The following is a 14,041-nucleotide window of genomic DNA, read 5'->3' on the forward strand; positions in this document are numbered from 1 at the left end:
GCTCAGCCCTTCTCGAGGTAGTCGGCGGCGGTGAGGTGCTCGGCCTCCCAGCGGGCCACCTCGGCGGCGAGCGCCGGGTGGGCGGAGAGCCCCGGGCCGGCCGCCATGACCTGCGCGACGGCGTCGGCGGCCACGGCGATCAGCGGGGCGTCGGCGATGACGTCCACGTGGTGCAGCCCCGAGGCCAGCCCGGACTGGGCGGCGCCGAGCACGTCGCCGACGCCGCGCTGGGCGAGGTCCTCCTGCGCAATGCGCATGCCGTCCTGCTCCTGGGCCAGGACCTCGAGCCGGCGCAGCGACGGGTGCCCGTCCGGCAGGCGCGTGGCCAGCAGGCAGACCGCCGCCCCGGGCCCGCGGCCCACGCGGCCGCGCAGCTGGTGCAGGGTGGACAGGCCGAAGTCGTCGGCGTCGAGGACCGCCATGACCGTCGCGTTGGGCACGTCCACGCCCACCTCGACGACGGTGGTCGCCACGAGCACGTCCGTCTCCCCGCGAGCGAAGGCCTGCATCGCCGCGTCCTGCTCGGCCTGGTCCATGCGCCCGTGCACGGCGTCGATCCGCAGCCCCGCCAGCGCCGGCAGACTCCGCAGCCGGGGTGTCATCTCCTCCACGTTGGCGTGACCCGGGTCGGCGTCGTCGGGGTCGATGCGCGGGCACACCACGAACGCCTGGTGGCCGGCCGCCACGTGCTCGGCGATCAGCTCCCACACCCGGCCGATCACGCGCGGGCCATGGGCCATCCGCGCCACGTGCGTGGTGACCGGCTGACGCCCGGACGGCAGCCCCTCGAGCACCGACAGGTCCAGGTCCCCGAACACCGTCATCGCCACGGAGCGCGGGATGGGCGTGGCGGACATGACGAGCAGGTGCGTGCCGGGGTTGGCCCGCCGCAGGGCCTCGCGCTGGTCTACGCCGAAGCGGTGCTGCTCGTCGACGACGGCCAGGGCCAGCTCGGCGAAGCCCACCTTCTCGGAGAGCAGCGCGTGCGTCCCGACGGCGATCCCGGCCTCGCCGGAGGCCAGGGCCAGCAGCGCCTCGCGGCGCGCGGCGGTCTTGAGCGAGCCGGTGACCAGCGCGACCCTTGTGGCCGGGCCGTCGCCGGCCCCGAGGGTGCCGGCCTCGGCGAGGGGGCCCATCAGGCGCAGCAGGGCACGGTGGTGCTGCGCGGCGAGCACCTCGGTGGGTGCCACCAGGGCGGCCTGGCCGCCGGCGTCCACGACCTGCAGCATCGCCCGCAGGGCCACGAGCGTCTTGCCCGCGCCCACGTCCCCCTGCAGCAGCCGGCTCATCGGGGCGTCCCGGGCCAGCTCGGCGGACAGCTGCTCCCCCACCGCCACCTGGCCGGGCGTCAGCGCGAACGGCAGGCGGGCGTCCAGGGCCTCGAGCAGGCCCCCGGCCCGCGGCGGGCGGGGCACGGCGGGCACCGCCCGCTCCCGGTCCCGGCGCCAGGCGAGCGCAGCCTGGACGAGCAGCGCCTCACGCAGGGCGAGCGCGGTCCGCGCCGGGCCGGTGGCGGCGACGTCGTGCGGGGCGTGCAGGTCCCGGTACGCCTGCGCGGTGCCCGGCAGCGGCGCGTCCAGGTCGAGCGCCGCGGCGGCCTCCGCGCGGATCCGCTCGGTGAGCAGCTCGGGGATCCGTCCCAGGTCGACGGTCTCGAGCACCCGGGCGACGGCGGAGCGGACCGTCCACGACGGCAGCTTCCCCGTGGCCCGGTAGAGCGGAACCGGTCGCACGTCCACCTCCCCCGGGGCGACGTCGTCGTCCAGGAGGGCGAAGTCCGGGTTGTTCAGCGTGATCCGGCCGCGGTACTCGGTCGTGCGGCCCTGGAACATGGCGGTCATCCCGGGGGCGAGGCGGCGGCGGGCGTCGTGGCCGTTGAAGAAGGCCATGGACAGGCTCGCCCCCGGCACGCCGGCCACGGACGGGTCCGCGACGGTGACGTCCACGATGAACCCGGGCCGGCTGTGCATGCGCCGCGTGGTCACCGACTCCACGACGGCGACGACGGTCACCTCGGCGTCGTGCGGCAGCGCGGCGATGGGGGTGAGCTCGCCGCGCTCGATCCAGCGGCGCGGCACGTGGTCCAGCAGGTCCCCGACCGTGGTCAGCCCGAGCTCCTTCTCGAGGCGGGCGGGCAGCTTCCCGCCCAGCACCTCGGACAGGGGCAGCTCGGTGACGGGGGCCTCAGCGGCCATGGCACCCGTCCGGTGCGGCGTCTGCCTGCGACGGCCCGGCCAGGTCGGTGACGGCCAGGCCCTCGACGTCGCCGGCGGCCCGCAGGGGGCCGATCGCGTCCTCGGCGCGGGGCACGTGCACGTGGACCCGCCACGGCACCCGGCCGTGCGCGTCACGGGCGGTCCCGACGGGGGCCAGGATCACGGCGTCCCCCACCTCCGTCAGCCGACGGCGCAGCTCGGCCGCGGCGAGCGGGGTGAGGGCCAGGGTGCCCATCACCTCGACGGCCCCCTCGGCCGGCGCCTCCGCCGCGGCGGCGGGCTCGCCCTCCGCGGCGTGGGCGCCCTCGCCGTAGCCGGGGAGGGCGGTGGCCAGCTCCTCGTCCACGGGCGTGCCCGTGACGACGGAGCGCAGCGCCTCGAACACCCAGAGCAGCCCGACGGCGCCGGCGTCCACGACGTGCGCCCGGGTCAGCGGGGCGAGCAACGACTCGGTCTCCTCCACGGCCTGCACGCAGTCGGCCAGCATGACGGTCACGGCCGGGCCGAGGCGCACGGCCGGGTCCGCGTCCCCGGCCACCGCGGGCGTGTCGGGAGCCTGGGTGGACGAGCGCGCGAGGCTGCGGGCGGCCGCGGAGAGCACCGTGAGGATCGTCCCCTCGCGCGGATCCGACAGGGCCTGCCGGGCGGCCCGGTCGGCGGCTCCGAACGCCGCCGCCAGGGCGAACGCGTCGACACGCTCCCGGCCGCGCAGGGGCTCGGCCATCCCCGCCAGACTGACCGCGAGCAGCATGCCCGAGTTGCCCCGGGCCGAGTCCAGCGCGGCCGCGCCTGCGTGCGCGAGCACGGCGCCGACGTCGTCCTGTGCGGGGCAGGCGTCGGCCGCGGTGCGGGCCGCCGTCAGCGTGGCGAGCATGTTCGTGCCCGTGTCCGCGTCCGGGACCGGGAAGAGGTTCAGGGCGTCGAGTCGCGGCGCGGCCCGGCCCACGAGCTCCTCCGCGAGCGCGAGCCAGTGCCGTACCAGTGACGGCCGGGACGGCGTGCTCACTGCGCGACGGCCTCCCCCAGGGTGCCGGTGCGGATGCCCTCGCCGAGGCGGGCGATCGCCGCCCAGTCCGGCCACACGACGTCCTCGCCGGTGTCCGTGTAGCCCACGCCCACGGACGGCACCGTGCTGGTCACGATCGGGGCGTCGCGCGCATCGCGCAGGGACCACGCCAGGTTCGCGAGGGTGCTCGAGTCGAGCTCGTCGTCGAGGGTCAGGAAGGGGGCGAACTCCTCGACGGCGGCCTGCACGCGGCTCGGGTCCGAGAGGGTGTCGCGGGAGAGGAACGCGGCCACGATGGCCTTGACCAGGCGCTGCTGGTTCTCCACACGGTCGAAGTCGCTGCGCGGCAGGTTGTACCGCTCCCGCGCGTAGGCCAGGGCCTTGTCCCCGTCCATCTGCACGGTGCCCGCGGGGAAGTCGATGCCGCCGGTCGAGACGAAGGCGCTGGGGTTGTCCACGCTGACGCCGCCCAGGGCGTCCACGAGGCCCTTGAAGCCGGCGAGGTCCACGGCGATCACGTGGTCCACGCGTGCCTGGAACATGTTCTCCGCGGTGGCCACCGTCAGCGGGATGCCGCCGTACTGGTAGGCGGCGTTGACCTTGTGGTCCCCGTGTCCCGGGATCGGCACCCACATGTCGCGCATGATGGACATGACCTGGATCTCGCTGCGGTCCCCGGGCACGTGGACCCACATGAGGGTGTCCGACCGGCCGGCGGAGTCACGGCCCTCCGCGCCCGCGTCCTCGCCGACGAGCAGCACGTCGAGGGCCTGCTCGTCCGCCTTCTCGTCCGCGTCCGGGGCGACGGGGCCCTGGGCGCCTTCGGCGGCCTGGTCCGCGTCCATGCCGGGCGGCGGCGCGGTGGGCTGCTGGGCGGACGCCCCCGCGGCGCCCGGGCGGCCCGACTCGGCGGGGAACGCGCCGCCGTCGAAGCGCTGGGTGTCCTGGTCGATGATCCGGGCGATCCCGCCGACGTACACCGCCGCCGCGATGCCCACGGCCAGCAGCGCCACGAGCACCACCGCCAGGGCGATCAGCCACGGGCGGCGACGACGACGGCGCCGCCCGACGGCGACGTCCTCCTGCGGGGGGCGGGGGCGGGGGTCCGCGGTGCTGCTCACGTGGGCTCCTGAGGCGGGGACGGGAACGGTCCCGCCCATGCTAGGGCACGGGCCCCCGCGGGTCCCGGCGCCGCACGTATCCTGGGCGGATGGAATCCCGCCGTCTGCGTCGTCTCGTGCCCCTCCTGACCGCGATCGCCCTCGGCGCCACGGCCTGCACCGGACGGGTGGCCACGGTGGAGGCCGCGCCCCACGCCGCTGACCCGGCGTGTGCCCCGGCCATGGTGGCCATGCCCGACGCCCTGGGCGACCTCGACCTGCGCCCCACCGACAGCCAGGCGACGGCCGTGTGGGGTGACCCGGCCGCCGTCGTCCTGCGCTGCGGCGCCGAGGTCCCCGGCCCCACCACGGACCGCTGCATCTCCGTGGACGGGATCGACTGGGTCATCCGGGACGAGGACGAGAACTGGCGGATCACCACCTACGGCCGCGACCCGGCCGTGGAGGTGCTGTTCGGCAAGGACCAGGCCAGCTCGGACACCGTGATGGTGGGCCTGTCCTCGGCGGTCGCGCAGATCGAGTCCAGCGGCGGCTGCGTCAGCGTGCAGGACGCCACACCCGTCGGCTGAGACCGGCGCGGGCCGCGTCAGTGCAGGCCGACGCCCCGCTCGAGGGCGAGGTCCAGCAGCTCCGAGATCAGATCGTCGTAGGACAGGCCCGTCCGCTCCCACATGGCCGGGTACATGCTGATGGGCGTGAAGCCCGGCATGGTGTTGATCTCGTTGACCACCCAGCGCCCGTCCGGGGTGAAGAAGAAGTCGCAGCGGCCGAGGCCGGACCCGTCCACGGCCTCGAAGGCGCGGATCGCCAGGGCGCGCAGTCGCTCGATCTCCTCCTCCGGCAGCTCGGCCGGGCAGGACAGCTGGGTGCTGCCGGTGTCCTGGTACTTCGACTCGAAGTCGTAGAACTGCGTCTCACCCTCGTCGTGGGCCACGACGATCTCCCCCGGCAGCGAGGCGCGCGGGGCGGCGGCGCCGTGCCCGTCGAGGACGGCGCACTCGATCTCGCGGCCGACGATGCCCGCCTCCACCACGACCTTGGGGTCGAAGCGACGGGCCTCCTCGACGGCGGCGCGCAGACCCGCGGGCTCGGTGACGCGGGTGATGCCGAAGGACGAGCCGGCGCGGGCGGGCTTGACGAACAGCGGGTAGGCGAGCGCCCCGGCGCGGGCGAGGGCCGCCTCCGGATCGCGCGCCCAGTCGCGGGCGGTGATGGTCTCCCACGGGCCGACCTCGAGGCCGGCGGCCTGGAAGGCGACCTTCATGAAGTGCTTGTCCATGCCGACTGCGGAGGCGAGCACGCCGCAGCCCACGTAGGGCAGACCCAGCGACTCGAACATGCCCTGGAGAGTGCCGTCCTCGCCCCAGGGGCCGTGCAGCAGCGGGAACACGACGTCCACCGGGCCCAGCGAGGAGCCGTCGGCCGCGGTCAGCTCGACGGTGCCGTCCGGCAGGGCGCGCAGGCTCACCGGGGCCTCGGGCTCCGGCACCTCCGGCAGGGCGTCGCCGCCCAGGCGGAACGAGGCCACGTCCAGCTCGTCGTGCGACCACAGGCCGGAGCGGGCCACACCCACCGGCACGACGTCCCAGCGCTGACGGTCGGCCGCGTGCAGCACGCCCGCCGCGGTCACGCAGCTGATGGGGTGCTCGCTCGAGCGCCCGCCGAAGAGCAGGAGCACGCGGGGACGCGCGCCGGCGGCGGCCTCCGGGGCGGGGGTGGCGGTCATGCGGTGCGTCCTTCCGACTTCAGGTCACGGGCGAGCAGCAGCTCGGCGAGGCGGTCCACGGCCACGTCCCCGGCGACCACCCGGTCCATCAGCTCGCTGATGGGCATCTCCACACCGTGGGCGCGGGCGGCGTGCACGATGGCGGAGACGGACTTGATGCCCTCGGCCGTCTGGCTCATGGCGGCCACCGCCTCCTCCGCGCTGAGGCCGGTGCCGATGTGGCGGCCGGCCGTGCGGTTGCGGGAGAGGGGCGAGGCGCACGTGGCCACGAGGTCGCCCAGGCCGGCGAGCCCGGCCATGGTGGCCGGGTCGCCGCCGAGCGCGACGGCCAGCCGGGTGGTCTCGGCCAGGCCCCGGGTGATGACGGAGGCCTTGGAGTTGTCCCCCAGCCCCTGCCCGTCGCAGATGCCCACGGCGAGCGCGATGACGTTCTTCACCACACCGCCGATCTCCACGCCCACGACGTCGGTGTTCGTGTAGGGCCGGAAGGTCCGGCCGGCCGTGAGGGCGGCGATGCGCTCCGCCGTCGCGCGCGAGGCCGAGGCGACCACCGTGGCGGTGGGCTCGCCGCGCGCGATCTCGAGGGCGAGGTTGGGTCCGGAGACCACCGCGAACCGGTCCGGGCTGAGGCCCAGCTCCTCCGCGCAGACCTGCGACATCCGCGCGTCGGTGCCGCGCTCGAGGCCCTTGACGAGGGAGACCACGACGGCGTCCGGGGCCAGGTCGGCGCGCACGGCGTGCAGGGTCTCGCGCACGTGCTGCGCGGGCACGGCCACCACCACGACGCCGGCGCCCCGGACCGCCTCGGCGGCGTCGGTGACGGCGCGCACGCAGGTGGGCAGCGTGATGCCGGGCAGGTACTCGGGGTTCTCGTGTCGCTCGGTGATGGCCTCGGCGACCTCGGCCCGCCGGGACCACATCACGATCTCGGACGCGCGGGCGGGCTCGGGGCTGGTGCTCAGGCCCAGGACGCGGGCGAAGGCCGACCCCCAGCTGCCGGCCCCGAGGACGGCGACGGTGCGCGGATCGCTCATGCCCCGGCCACCCGCGCTCCGGCCGTGGGATCCCAGCGGCCCTCCGGGGCCGGTTCTCCGCGCAGCTCGGCGACCAGGTCGGTGATCGCGCCCATCATGCGGCCGGTGCCCTCGCGCAGGGTCCCCGCCGTCACGGGGCGGTCCCGCAGGTCCGCGAGGTCGACGGGCGCGCCGACCCGGATCCGGGCGGTCTTGCGCGGGAGGACGCGGAGGGAGCGGCCGCCGTACGGCAGCAGCTCCTGGATGCCCCACTGACCGACGGGGATGAGCGGGGCGCCGGTCTGCAGGGCGAGGCGCACGGCCCCGTTGCGCCCGGCCATGGGCCAGCCGTCGGGATCGCGGGTGACGGTGCCCTCCGGGTAGACGATGATCGCCCGGCCCGTGGCGACGGCCTCGCGGGCGGCGGCGAGCGAGCGGCCGCCATCGCGGGTGCGCTCGACCGGGATCATGCGGGTGGCCTCGAGGACCTGCTTGAGCACGGGCACCTTCCAGAGCTCGGCCTTGGCGAGGAAGGTCGGCAGCAGGCCCTGGTTGTAGACCATGTGGGCCACGGAGAGCGGGTCCACCTCCGAGATGTGGTTGACGGCGAGGATCGCGCCGGTCTCGGGCAGGTGCTCGGTCCCCTCCCACACCTGGCGGACGAGGGCCCGCATCGCCGGTCGCACGATCACCCCCGGGATCACGTAGGGGGCCCGCGCGGTACGCGTCGGACGACCCCCCGCGGCGGCAGGGCTCTGCGCGTCCACGCCGCTCACCGGTCGCGTTCGGTCAGCTCGACGTCGGCGCCGAGGCCCTCGAGCTTCGCCATGAAGTGCTCGTAGCCGCGGTTGATGATCTCCAGGCCCGTCGCCGTGGAGGTGCCCTCGGCGGTGAGGGCGGCGATCAGGTGGGAGAAGCCGCCGCGCAGGTCCGGGATGTCGAACTCGACGCCATGCAGCGGCGTCGGGCCGGAGATCACGGCCGAGTGCAGGAAGTTGCGCTGACCGAAGCGGCACGGCACGGAGCCGAGGCACTCGCGGTGCAGCTGGATGGAGGCGCCCATCCGCACGAGGGCGTCGGTGAAGCCGAAGCGGTTCTCGTACACGGTCTCGTGCACGATGGAGACCCCCTTGGCCTGGGTCAGCGCCACCACGAGGGGCTGCTGCCAGTCGGTCATGAAGCCGGGGTGCACGTCCGTCTCGAGCACGAGCGGGTTGAGATCGCCGCCGGCGTGCCAGAACCGGATGCCGTCGTCGACGACGTCGAACTCGCCGCCGATCTTGCGGTAGGTGTTCAGGAACGCCGTCAGGTCGCGCTGCTCGGCGCCGCGGACGTAGATGTCCCCCCGGGTGGCCAGGGCGGCGGAGGCCCACGAGGCGGACTCGTTGCGGTCGGGCAGCGCGATGTGGTTGTAGCCGCGCATCTCGCTCACGCCCTCGATGCGGATGGTGCGGTCCGTCTGCACGGTGATGATCGCGCCCATCTTCTGCAGGACGGCGATGAGGTCGTGGATCTCCGGCTCGACGGCGGCGCCCTTGAGCTCGGTGATGCCCTCGGCCTTCACAGCGGTCAGCAGCACCTGCTCGGTGGCTCCGACGGAGGGGTACGGCAGCTCGAGCTTGGCGCCGTGCAGGCCCTTGGGGGCGGAGATGGAGATGCCGCCCGGGCGCTTGTCCACGACGGCGCCGAAGTTGCGCAGCACGGCCAGGTGGTAGTCGATCGGGCGGTCGCCGATCTTGCAGCCGCCGAGGTCGGGGATGAAGGCCTCCCCGATCGCGTGCATGAGCGGGCCGCAGAAGAGGATCGGGATGCGCGAGTCGCCGGCGTGGGCGTCGATCTCGGCGGTCAGGGCCGACTTCACCCCGGCCGGGTCCATCGTGATCCGCCCGGTCTCCTTGTCCCACTCCACGGACACGCCGTGGATCTCGAGGAGGGAGCTGACGACGTCCACGTCCTTGATCTCGGGGATGTTCCGGAGCACGGACGGCGAGTTGCCGAGCAGGGCGGCCACCATGGCCTTGGGCACCAGGTTCTTGGCGCCGCGCACGGTCACCTCACCGGTCAGCGGCTTTCCGCCATGGATGGTCAAGAGCTTCGCCATGCGCGTCCTTCCTCAGCGCGGCCGCAGGGCCACGGTCTCGGCCACTCCGCCGGAGCGGGGAGGTCTCTGAACGGGACCGCCCGCCGTGTGCGGCGGGCGGTCCCGGAATCGCCTCCCAGCATAGGGCGTCGCCGGGCACGCGCGGCAATGGTGCGCTCCCGGCGGCGGCCGGTCAGCCGGCCGTGCGGGCCGGCAGGGTGGTGGGCTTGTACGCGGGGCGGTCCGCCTCGTAGGCGTCGATCTCGGCCTGGTGCCCCAGGGTGACGGCGATGTCGTCCAGGCCCTCGAGCAGCCGGTGACGGGTGTCGTCGTCGATCTGGAAGGGGGCGGTCACATCCCCGCACTCGACGGTGCGTGTGACGAGGTCCACGGTGACCGGGGTCCCGGGACGGTTCTCCAGCTCCTTCCAGATGCGCTCGACGTCCTCCTGCTCCACCTGGGCCGCGACGAGCCCCTGTTTGGCGGAGTTGCCGCGGAAGATGTCCGCGAAGCGCGGGGAGATCACGGCGCGGAAGCCGTAGTCCTTGAGCGCCCACACGGCGTGTTCGCGCGAGGAGCCGGTGCCGAAGTCCGAGCCCGCCACGAGCACGGTGCCTCCGCTGAACGGCTCGGTGTTCAGGATGAAGTCGGGGTCCTGGCGCCAGCCTGCGAACAGGGCGTCCTCGAAGCCCGTGCGGGAGATCCGCTTGAGGTACACGGCCGGGATGATCTGGTCCGTGTCCACGTTCGAGGCGCGCAGCGGCACGCCGACGCCGGTGTGGGTGGTGAACTTCTCCATGGCTCAGGCCTCCTGGGGGGTGAGGGCGGGCAGGTCGGACGGGCTGGCGAGGCGGCCCAGCACGGCGGTGGCCGCGGCGACCACCGGGGACACCAGGTGGGTGCGCCCGCCCTTGCCCTGCCGGCCCTCGAAGTTGCGGTTGGAGGTGGACGCGCAGCGCTCCCCCGGGGAGAGCTGGTCCGGGTTCATGCCCAGGCACATGGAGCAGCCGGCGAACCGCCACTCGGCCCCGAAGTCCTCGAACACCCTGTCCAGGCCCTCGTCCATGGCCTGCAGACGCACGCGCGCCGAGCCCGGCACGACCATGACGCGCAGCCCCTCGGCCTTGCGTCGGCCCCGGACGACCTCGGCGAACGCCCGCAGGTCCTCGATGCGGGAGTTGGTGCACGAGCCCATGAACACGGTGTCGACCTCGACCTGCTTCATCGGGGTGCCGGGGGCCAGGTCCATGTAGGACAGTGCCTTGCGGGCCGCCTCCTGGGCCACCGGGTCGGCGAAGTCCTCGGGCGCGGGGACGGTGTCGTTCAGGCTCACGCCCTGCCCCGGGTTGGTGCCCCACGTGACGAACGGCTCCAGCGTGTCCGCGTCGATGACCACCTCGGCGTCGAACTCGGCACCCTCGTCCGTGGCGAGGGTGCGCCAGTGCTCGACGGCGGCATCCCAGTCGTCGCCCTCGGGGGCATGGGGACGGCCCTTCAGGTAGGCGAAGGTGGTCTCGTCCGGGGCGACCATGCCGGCGCGGGCGCCGGCCTCGATGGACATGTTGCAGATGGTCATCCGGCCCTCCATGGAGAGGTTCCGGATGGCCTCACCGCGGTACTCGAGCACGAAGCCCTGGCCCCCGCCCGTGCCGATCTTCGCGATGACCGCGAGGATGATGTCCTTGGCGGTCACACCCGGGCGCAGCGTGCCGTCCACGGTGACCGCCATGGTCTTGAAGGGCTTCAGCGGCAGGGTCTGGGTGGCCAGGACGTGCTCGACCTCGGAGGTGCCGATGCCGAACGCCAGGGCGCCGAACGCGCCGTGGGTGGAGGTGTGGGAATCGCCGCAGACCACGGTGAGGCCGGGCTGGGTCAGACCCAGCTGGGGGCCGACGACGTGGACGATGCCCTGCTCGGCGTCGCCCAACGGGTGCAGGCGGACGCCGAACTCGGCGCAGTTGGCCCGCAGGGTCTCGATCTGCGTGCGCGAGGTGGCATCCGCGATCGGCTGGTCGATGTCCAGCGTCGGGGTGTTGTGGTCCTCCGTGGCGATGGTCAGGTCGGGCCGGCGCACCGGACGCCCGGCCAGACGCAGCCCCTCGAAGGCCTGCGGGCTCGTCACCTCGTGCACGAGGTGCAGGTCGATGTAGAGCAGGTCGGGGGTGCGGGAGGCGCCCTCGCCCTCGCCACGCACCACCACGTGTTCGTCCCAGACCTTCTCGGCCAGCGTCCTGGGCCGCGTCGTCGCCGTCGTCATGTGCCGCACCTTCCTGCTCACGCACCTGTCGGTCGTCGCCCGGCGCGGGGCGCCGGTGCTCACGGACCACTGTGCGGCGCGGCGAGGCCGTTCTCGACCACGCGGCGCGATATTCCATATCGTGAGATTTCGTCTCACATGCCGGACCTGGCGCCGGCCGGCCCGGTCACATGCGACGCACACCGACACCCCCGGTCCGTCCGAGCAGTGAGACGACTACGATCACCCCATGACCACCGAGCCCGTGCGCCCGCCCACCGAGGACGACCTCATCGGCCCCTCGCTCCACCGGCATCCCAGCGGCGTCGGCGTGGTGGACAAGTCGGTGGCGATCCTCGACGCGCTCGAGTCCGGCCCGGCCACGCTCGCCCAGCTCGTCACCGCCACCGGGATCGCGCGGCCCACGCTGCACCGGCTCGCGGCCGCCCTCACGCACCACCGCATGGTGGGCAAGGACCTGCAGGGCCGCTACGTGCTGGGCACCCGCCTGGCCGAGCTCGCCTCCGCCGCCGGCGAGGACCGGCTCACCACGGCCTCCGGCCCGGTGCTGCTGTGGCTGCGCGACGCCACGGGAGAGAGCGCCCAGGTGTTCCGTCGGCAGGCGGACTCCCGCGTGTGCGTGGCCAGCGCGGAGCGGCCCTGGGGCCTGCGCGACACCATCCCCGTGGGCGCCCGCATGTCCATGAAGGCCGGCTCCGCCGCGCAGGTGCTCCTGGCCTGGGAAGACCACGAGCGGCTCGTCGAGGGGCTGGCCGGCGCCGTGTTCACACCCACCGTCCTCGCGGCGGTGCGGCGCCGCGGCTGGGCCCAGTCCCTGGCCGAGCGCGAGCCCGGGGTCGCCTCGGTGTCCGCACCCGTGCGCGGCCCCAGCGGACGCGTCATCGCGGCGGTCTCGATCTCCGGCCCCCTCGAGCGGCTCTCCCGCCAGCCGGGCCGACTGCACGCGGACGCCGTCGTCTCCGCCGCGACGCGACTCACCGAGCTCATCCGCGCCGGCGAGGCCTGAGGCCCGCCCGCGCCACCGACGGGATGCGCCGCGGAGACACCCCGTTCTTCCCGCGTTCACCCGCGGGGCCTAGCGTCAGCCAGGTCCCCGACCGCCGCCCCCGCACCACCGAGGAGTCCGCCGTGACCGAGACGACCGCGCCCGCCGCCCCCGCCGAGCAGGAGGCCGCGCCGCGGCTGTCCGTGATCGGCACGGGCTATCTGGGCGCCACACACGCCGCCTGCATGGCCGAGCTGGGCTTCGAGGTCCTCGGCGTCGACGTGGACCCGGCCAAGATCGAGCGCCTGGCCCGCGGCGAGGTGCCCTTCCACGAACCCGGCCTGCCCGAGCTGCTGCGCACCCACGTCGCCTCCGGGCGGCTGCGCTTCACCACCGACGTCGCGGAGGCGGCCCGCTGGGCGGACGTCCACTTCATCGGCGTCGGCACCCCGCAGAAGGTGGGTGAGACCGCGGCGGACCTGAGCTACGTGGACGCCGCCGTCGCCTCCCTTGCCGCGGCGATCGACCGCGACGCGCTGATCGTCGGCAAGTCGACCGTGCCCGTGGGCACGGCGCGCCGCCTGGCCGAGCTCGTGCGCACCGTGCGCGCGGAGGCCGGACTGCCGGGCGAGGTCGAGCTCGCCTGGAACCCCGAGTTCCTCCGGGAGGGCTTCGCCGTGAGGGACACGCTCACCCCGGACCGCCTCGTCATCGGCACGCACGGGCCCCGCGCCGAGGGCATCCTGCGCCGCGTCTACGCGCGGCAGCTCGCGGCCGACACCCCGTGGATCAGCACGGACCTCGAGACGGCCGAGTTGGTGAAGGTGGCCGCCAACGCTTTCCTGGCCACGAAGATCTCGTTCATCAACGCGTTCTCGGAGATCACCGAGAACGTGGGCGGGGACATCGGCACCCTCGCGGACGCGATCGGCCACGACGCGCGGATCGGACGCCGGTTCCTCAACGCGGGCGTGGGCTTCGGGGGCGGCTGCCTGCCCAAGGACATCCGCGCGCTCCAGGCCCGCGTCTCCGAGCTGGGCCTGGACCGGACCATGCGGTTCCTGGCGGAGGTGGACGACATCAACCTGCGCCGCCGTGACCGCGTGGTGGACCTGGCGGTGCAGGTGCTCTCCGCGGCTCGCGACGGCCGCGTCCGCCGGGCCGAGGCCTCCGGGACCGCCCCCACCCCCGCGAGCGTGCAGGTGCTCAACGGCACGCGGATCGCCGTGCTGGGCGTCACGTTCAAGCCGGACTCCGACGACGTCCGGGACTCCCCCGCCCTCGACGTCGCCAACCGTCTCTACACGGCCGGCGCCGACGTCCGGGTGTACGACCCCGAGGGCAACGCCAACGCGGCCGCCCGCTTCCCGCGGCTCGACTACGTGGACTCTCTCGAGGCGGCCGTGGACGGCGCCGAGCTGACCCTGCTGCTGACCGAGTGGCGCCAGTTCCGCGAGATGGATCCGGACGCCGTGGGCGCACGCGTGGCCTCCCGCCTGCTGATCGACGGGCGCAACGTCCTGGACGTCGCCGCGTGGCGCGAGCACGGGTGGGACGTCATCGGCCTCGGCCACCGCTTCGACCCGGAGCGACTCCTCCGCGCGGCCTGACCCGCCCGCGGACCCCGGCCCGGGCGT

At 74.5% G+C, this 14,041-nt stretch carries 12 protein-coding genes; 3 read left to right on the forward strand and 9 right to left on the reverse strand.

What is annotated here, in order from left to right; all coding sequences use genetic code 11:
* Nucleotides 1–2: 2 nt before the first annotated feature.
* Genes ACFI33_RS01705 through ACFI33_RS01715 form a run of 3 tightly spaced genes read right to left on the reverse strand, consistent with a single transcriptional unit; the run spans nucleotide 3 to nucleotide 4,343 of the window.
* On the reverse strand, nucleotides 3–2,195 hold the full coding sequence (locus ACFI33_RS01705) for an ATP-dependent DNA helicase RecG (RefSeq protein WP_206450478.1): 2,193 nt from the start codon (nucleotides 2,193–2,195) through the stop codon (nucleotides 3–5).
* A complete protein-coding gene (locus tag ACFI33_RS01710; RefSeq protein WP_144824287.1) occupies nucleotides 2,185–3,222 on the reverse strand; it encodes a DAK2 domain-containing protein in 1,038 nt (345 codons plus the stop codon). Before ACFI33_RS01710 ends, ACFI33_RS01705 begins: the two co-directional genes overlap by 11 nt.
* On the reverse strand, nucleotides 3,219–4,343 hold the full coding sequence (locus tag ACFI33_RS01715) for an LCP family protein (RefSeq protein ID WP_095347298.1): 1,125 nt from the start codon (nucleotides 4,341–4,343) through the stop codon (nucleotides 3,219–3,221). Before ACFI33_RS01715 ends, ACFI33_RS01710 begins: the two co-directional genes overlap by 4 nt.
* Before the next feature lie 89 nt (nucleotides 4,344–4,432).
* Between ACFI33_RS01715 and ACFI33_RS01720 the strand changes: the two genes are divergently transcribed.
* The gene (locus ACFI33_RS01720) at nucleotides 4,433–4,912 is read left to right on the forward strand and encodes a DUF3515 family protein (protein ID WP_036312910.1); all 480 of its coding nucleotides are present in this window, start codon (nucleotides 4,433–4,435) and stop codon (nucleotides 4,910–4,912) included.
* 17 nt (nucleotides 4,913–4,929) lie between these two features.
* On the opposite strand, the gene ACFI33_RS01725 is transcribed toward ACFI33_RS01720, so the two are convergent.
* From ACFI33_RS01725 to leuC, 6 genes are all read right to left on the reverse strand, one after another.
* Nucleotides 4,930–6,069 (reverse strand): D-alanine--D-alanine ligase family protein, encoded by a 1,140-nt coding sequence (locus ACFI33_RS01725; RefSeq protein WP_036312913.1) that lies wholly within the window; start codon nucleotides 6,067–6,069, stop codon nucleotides 4,930–4,932.
* Complete coding sequence (locus ACFI33_RS01730) at nucleotides 6,066–7,103, reverse strand: NAD(P)H-dependent glycerol-3-phosphate dehydrogenase (RefSeq protein ID WP_036312916.1); 1,038 nt, start codon at nucleotides 7,101–7,103, stop codon at nucleotides 6,066–6,068. Before ACFI33_RS01730 ends, ACFI33_RS01725 begins: the two co-directional genes overlap by 4 nt.
* Nucleotides 7,100–7,774, reverse strand: a complete 675-nt coding sequence (locus ACFI33_RS01735) for a lysophospholipid acyltransferase family protein (RefSeq protein WP_036313115.1) — start codon at nucleotides 7,772–7,774, stop codon at nucleotides 7,100–7,102. The genes ACFI33_RS01730 and ACFI33_RS01735 overlap by 4 nt, the downstream gene beginning before the upstream one ends.
* Nucleotides 7,775–7,854: 80 nt before the next feature.
* Nucleotides 7,855–9,183, reverse strand: a complete 1,329-nt coding sequence (gene murA / locus ACFI33_RS01740) for a UDP-N-acetylglucosamine 1-carboxyvinyltransferase (RefSeq protein ID WP_002856412.1) — start codon at nucleotides 9,181–9,183, stop codon at nucleotides 7,855–7,857.
* Nucleotides 9,184–9,355: 172 nt separating this feature from the next.
* Nucleotides 9,356–9,961, reverse strand: coding sequence for a 3-isopropylmalate dehydratase small subunit (gene leuD / locus ACFI33_RS01745; protein WP_036338085.1), 606 nt, complete (start codon nucleotides 9,959–9,961; stop codon nucleotides 9,356–9,358).
* A gap of 3 nt (nucleotides 9,962–9,964) precedes the next feature.
* A complete protein-coding gene (gene leuC, locus ACFI33_RS01750; protein ID WP_036338082.1) occupies nucleotides 9,965–11,419 on the reverse strand; it encodes a 3-isopropylmalate dehydratase large subunit in 1,455 nt (484 codons plus the stop codon).
* 229 nt (nucleotides 11,420–11,648) lie between these two features.
* Between leuC and ACFI33_RS01755 the strand changes: the two genes are divergently transcribed.
* Together ACFI33_RS01755 and ACFI33_RS01760 are read left to right on the forward strand one after the other, a co-directional pair.
* The gene (locus ACFI33_RS01755) at nucleotides 11,649–12,425 is read left to right on the forward strand and encodes an IclR family transcriptional regulator (RefSeq protein ID WP_002856418.1); all 777 of its coding nucleotides are present in this window, start codon (nucleotides 11,649–11,651) and stop codon (nucleotides 12,423–12,425) included.
* A gap of 122 nt (nucleotides 12,426–12,547) precedes the next feature.
* On the forward strand, nucleotides 12,548–14,014 hold the full coding sequence (locus ACFI33_RS01760; RefSeq protein ID WP_363931636.1) for a UDP-glucose dehydrogenase family protein: 1,467 nt from the start codon (nucleotides 12,548–12,550) through the stop codon (nucleotides 14,012–14,014).
* Nucleotides 14,015–14,041: the final 27 nt, after the last annotated feature.

It is taken from the genome of Micrococcus sp. PSi08 (assembly GCF_054960655.1).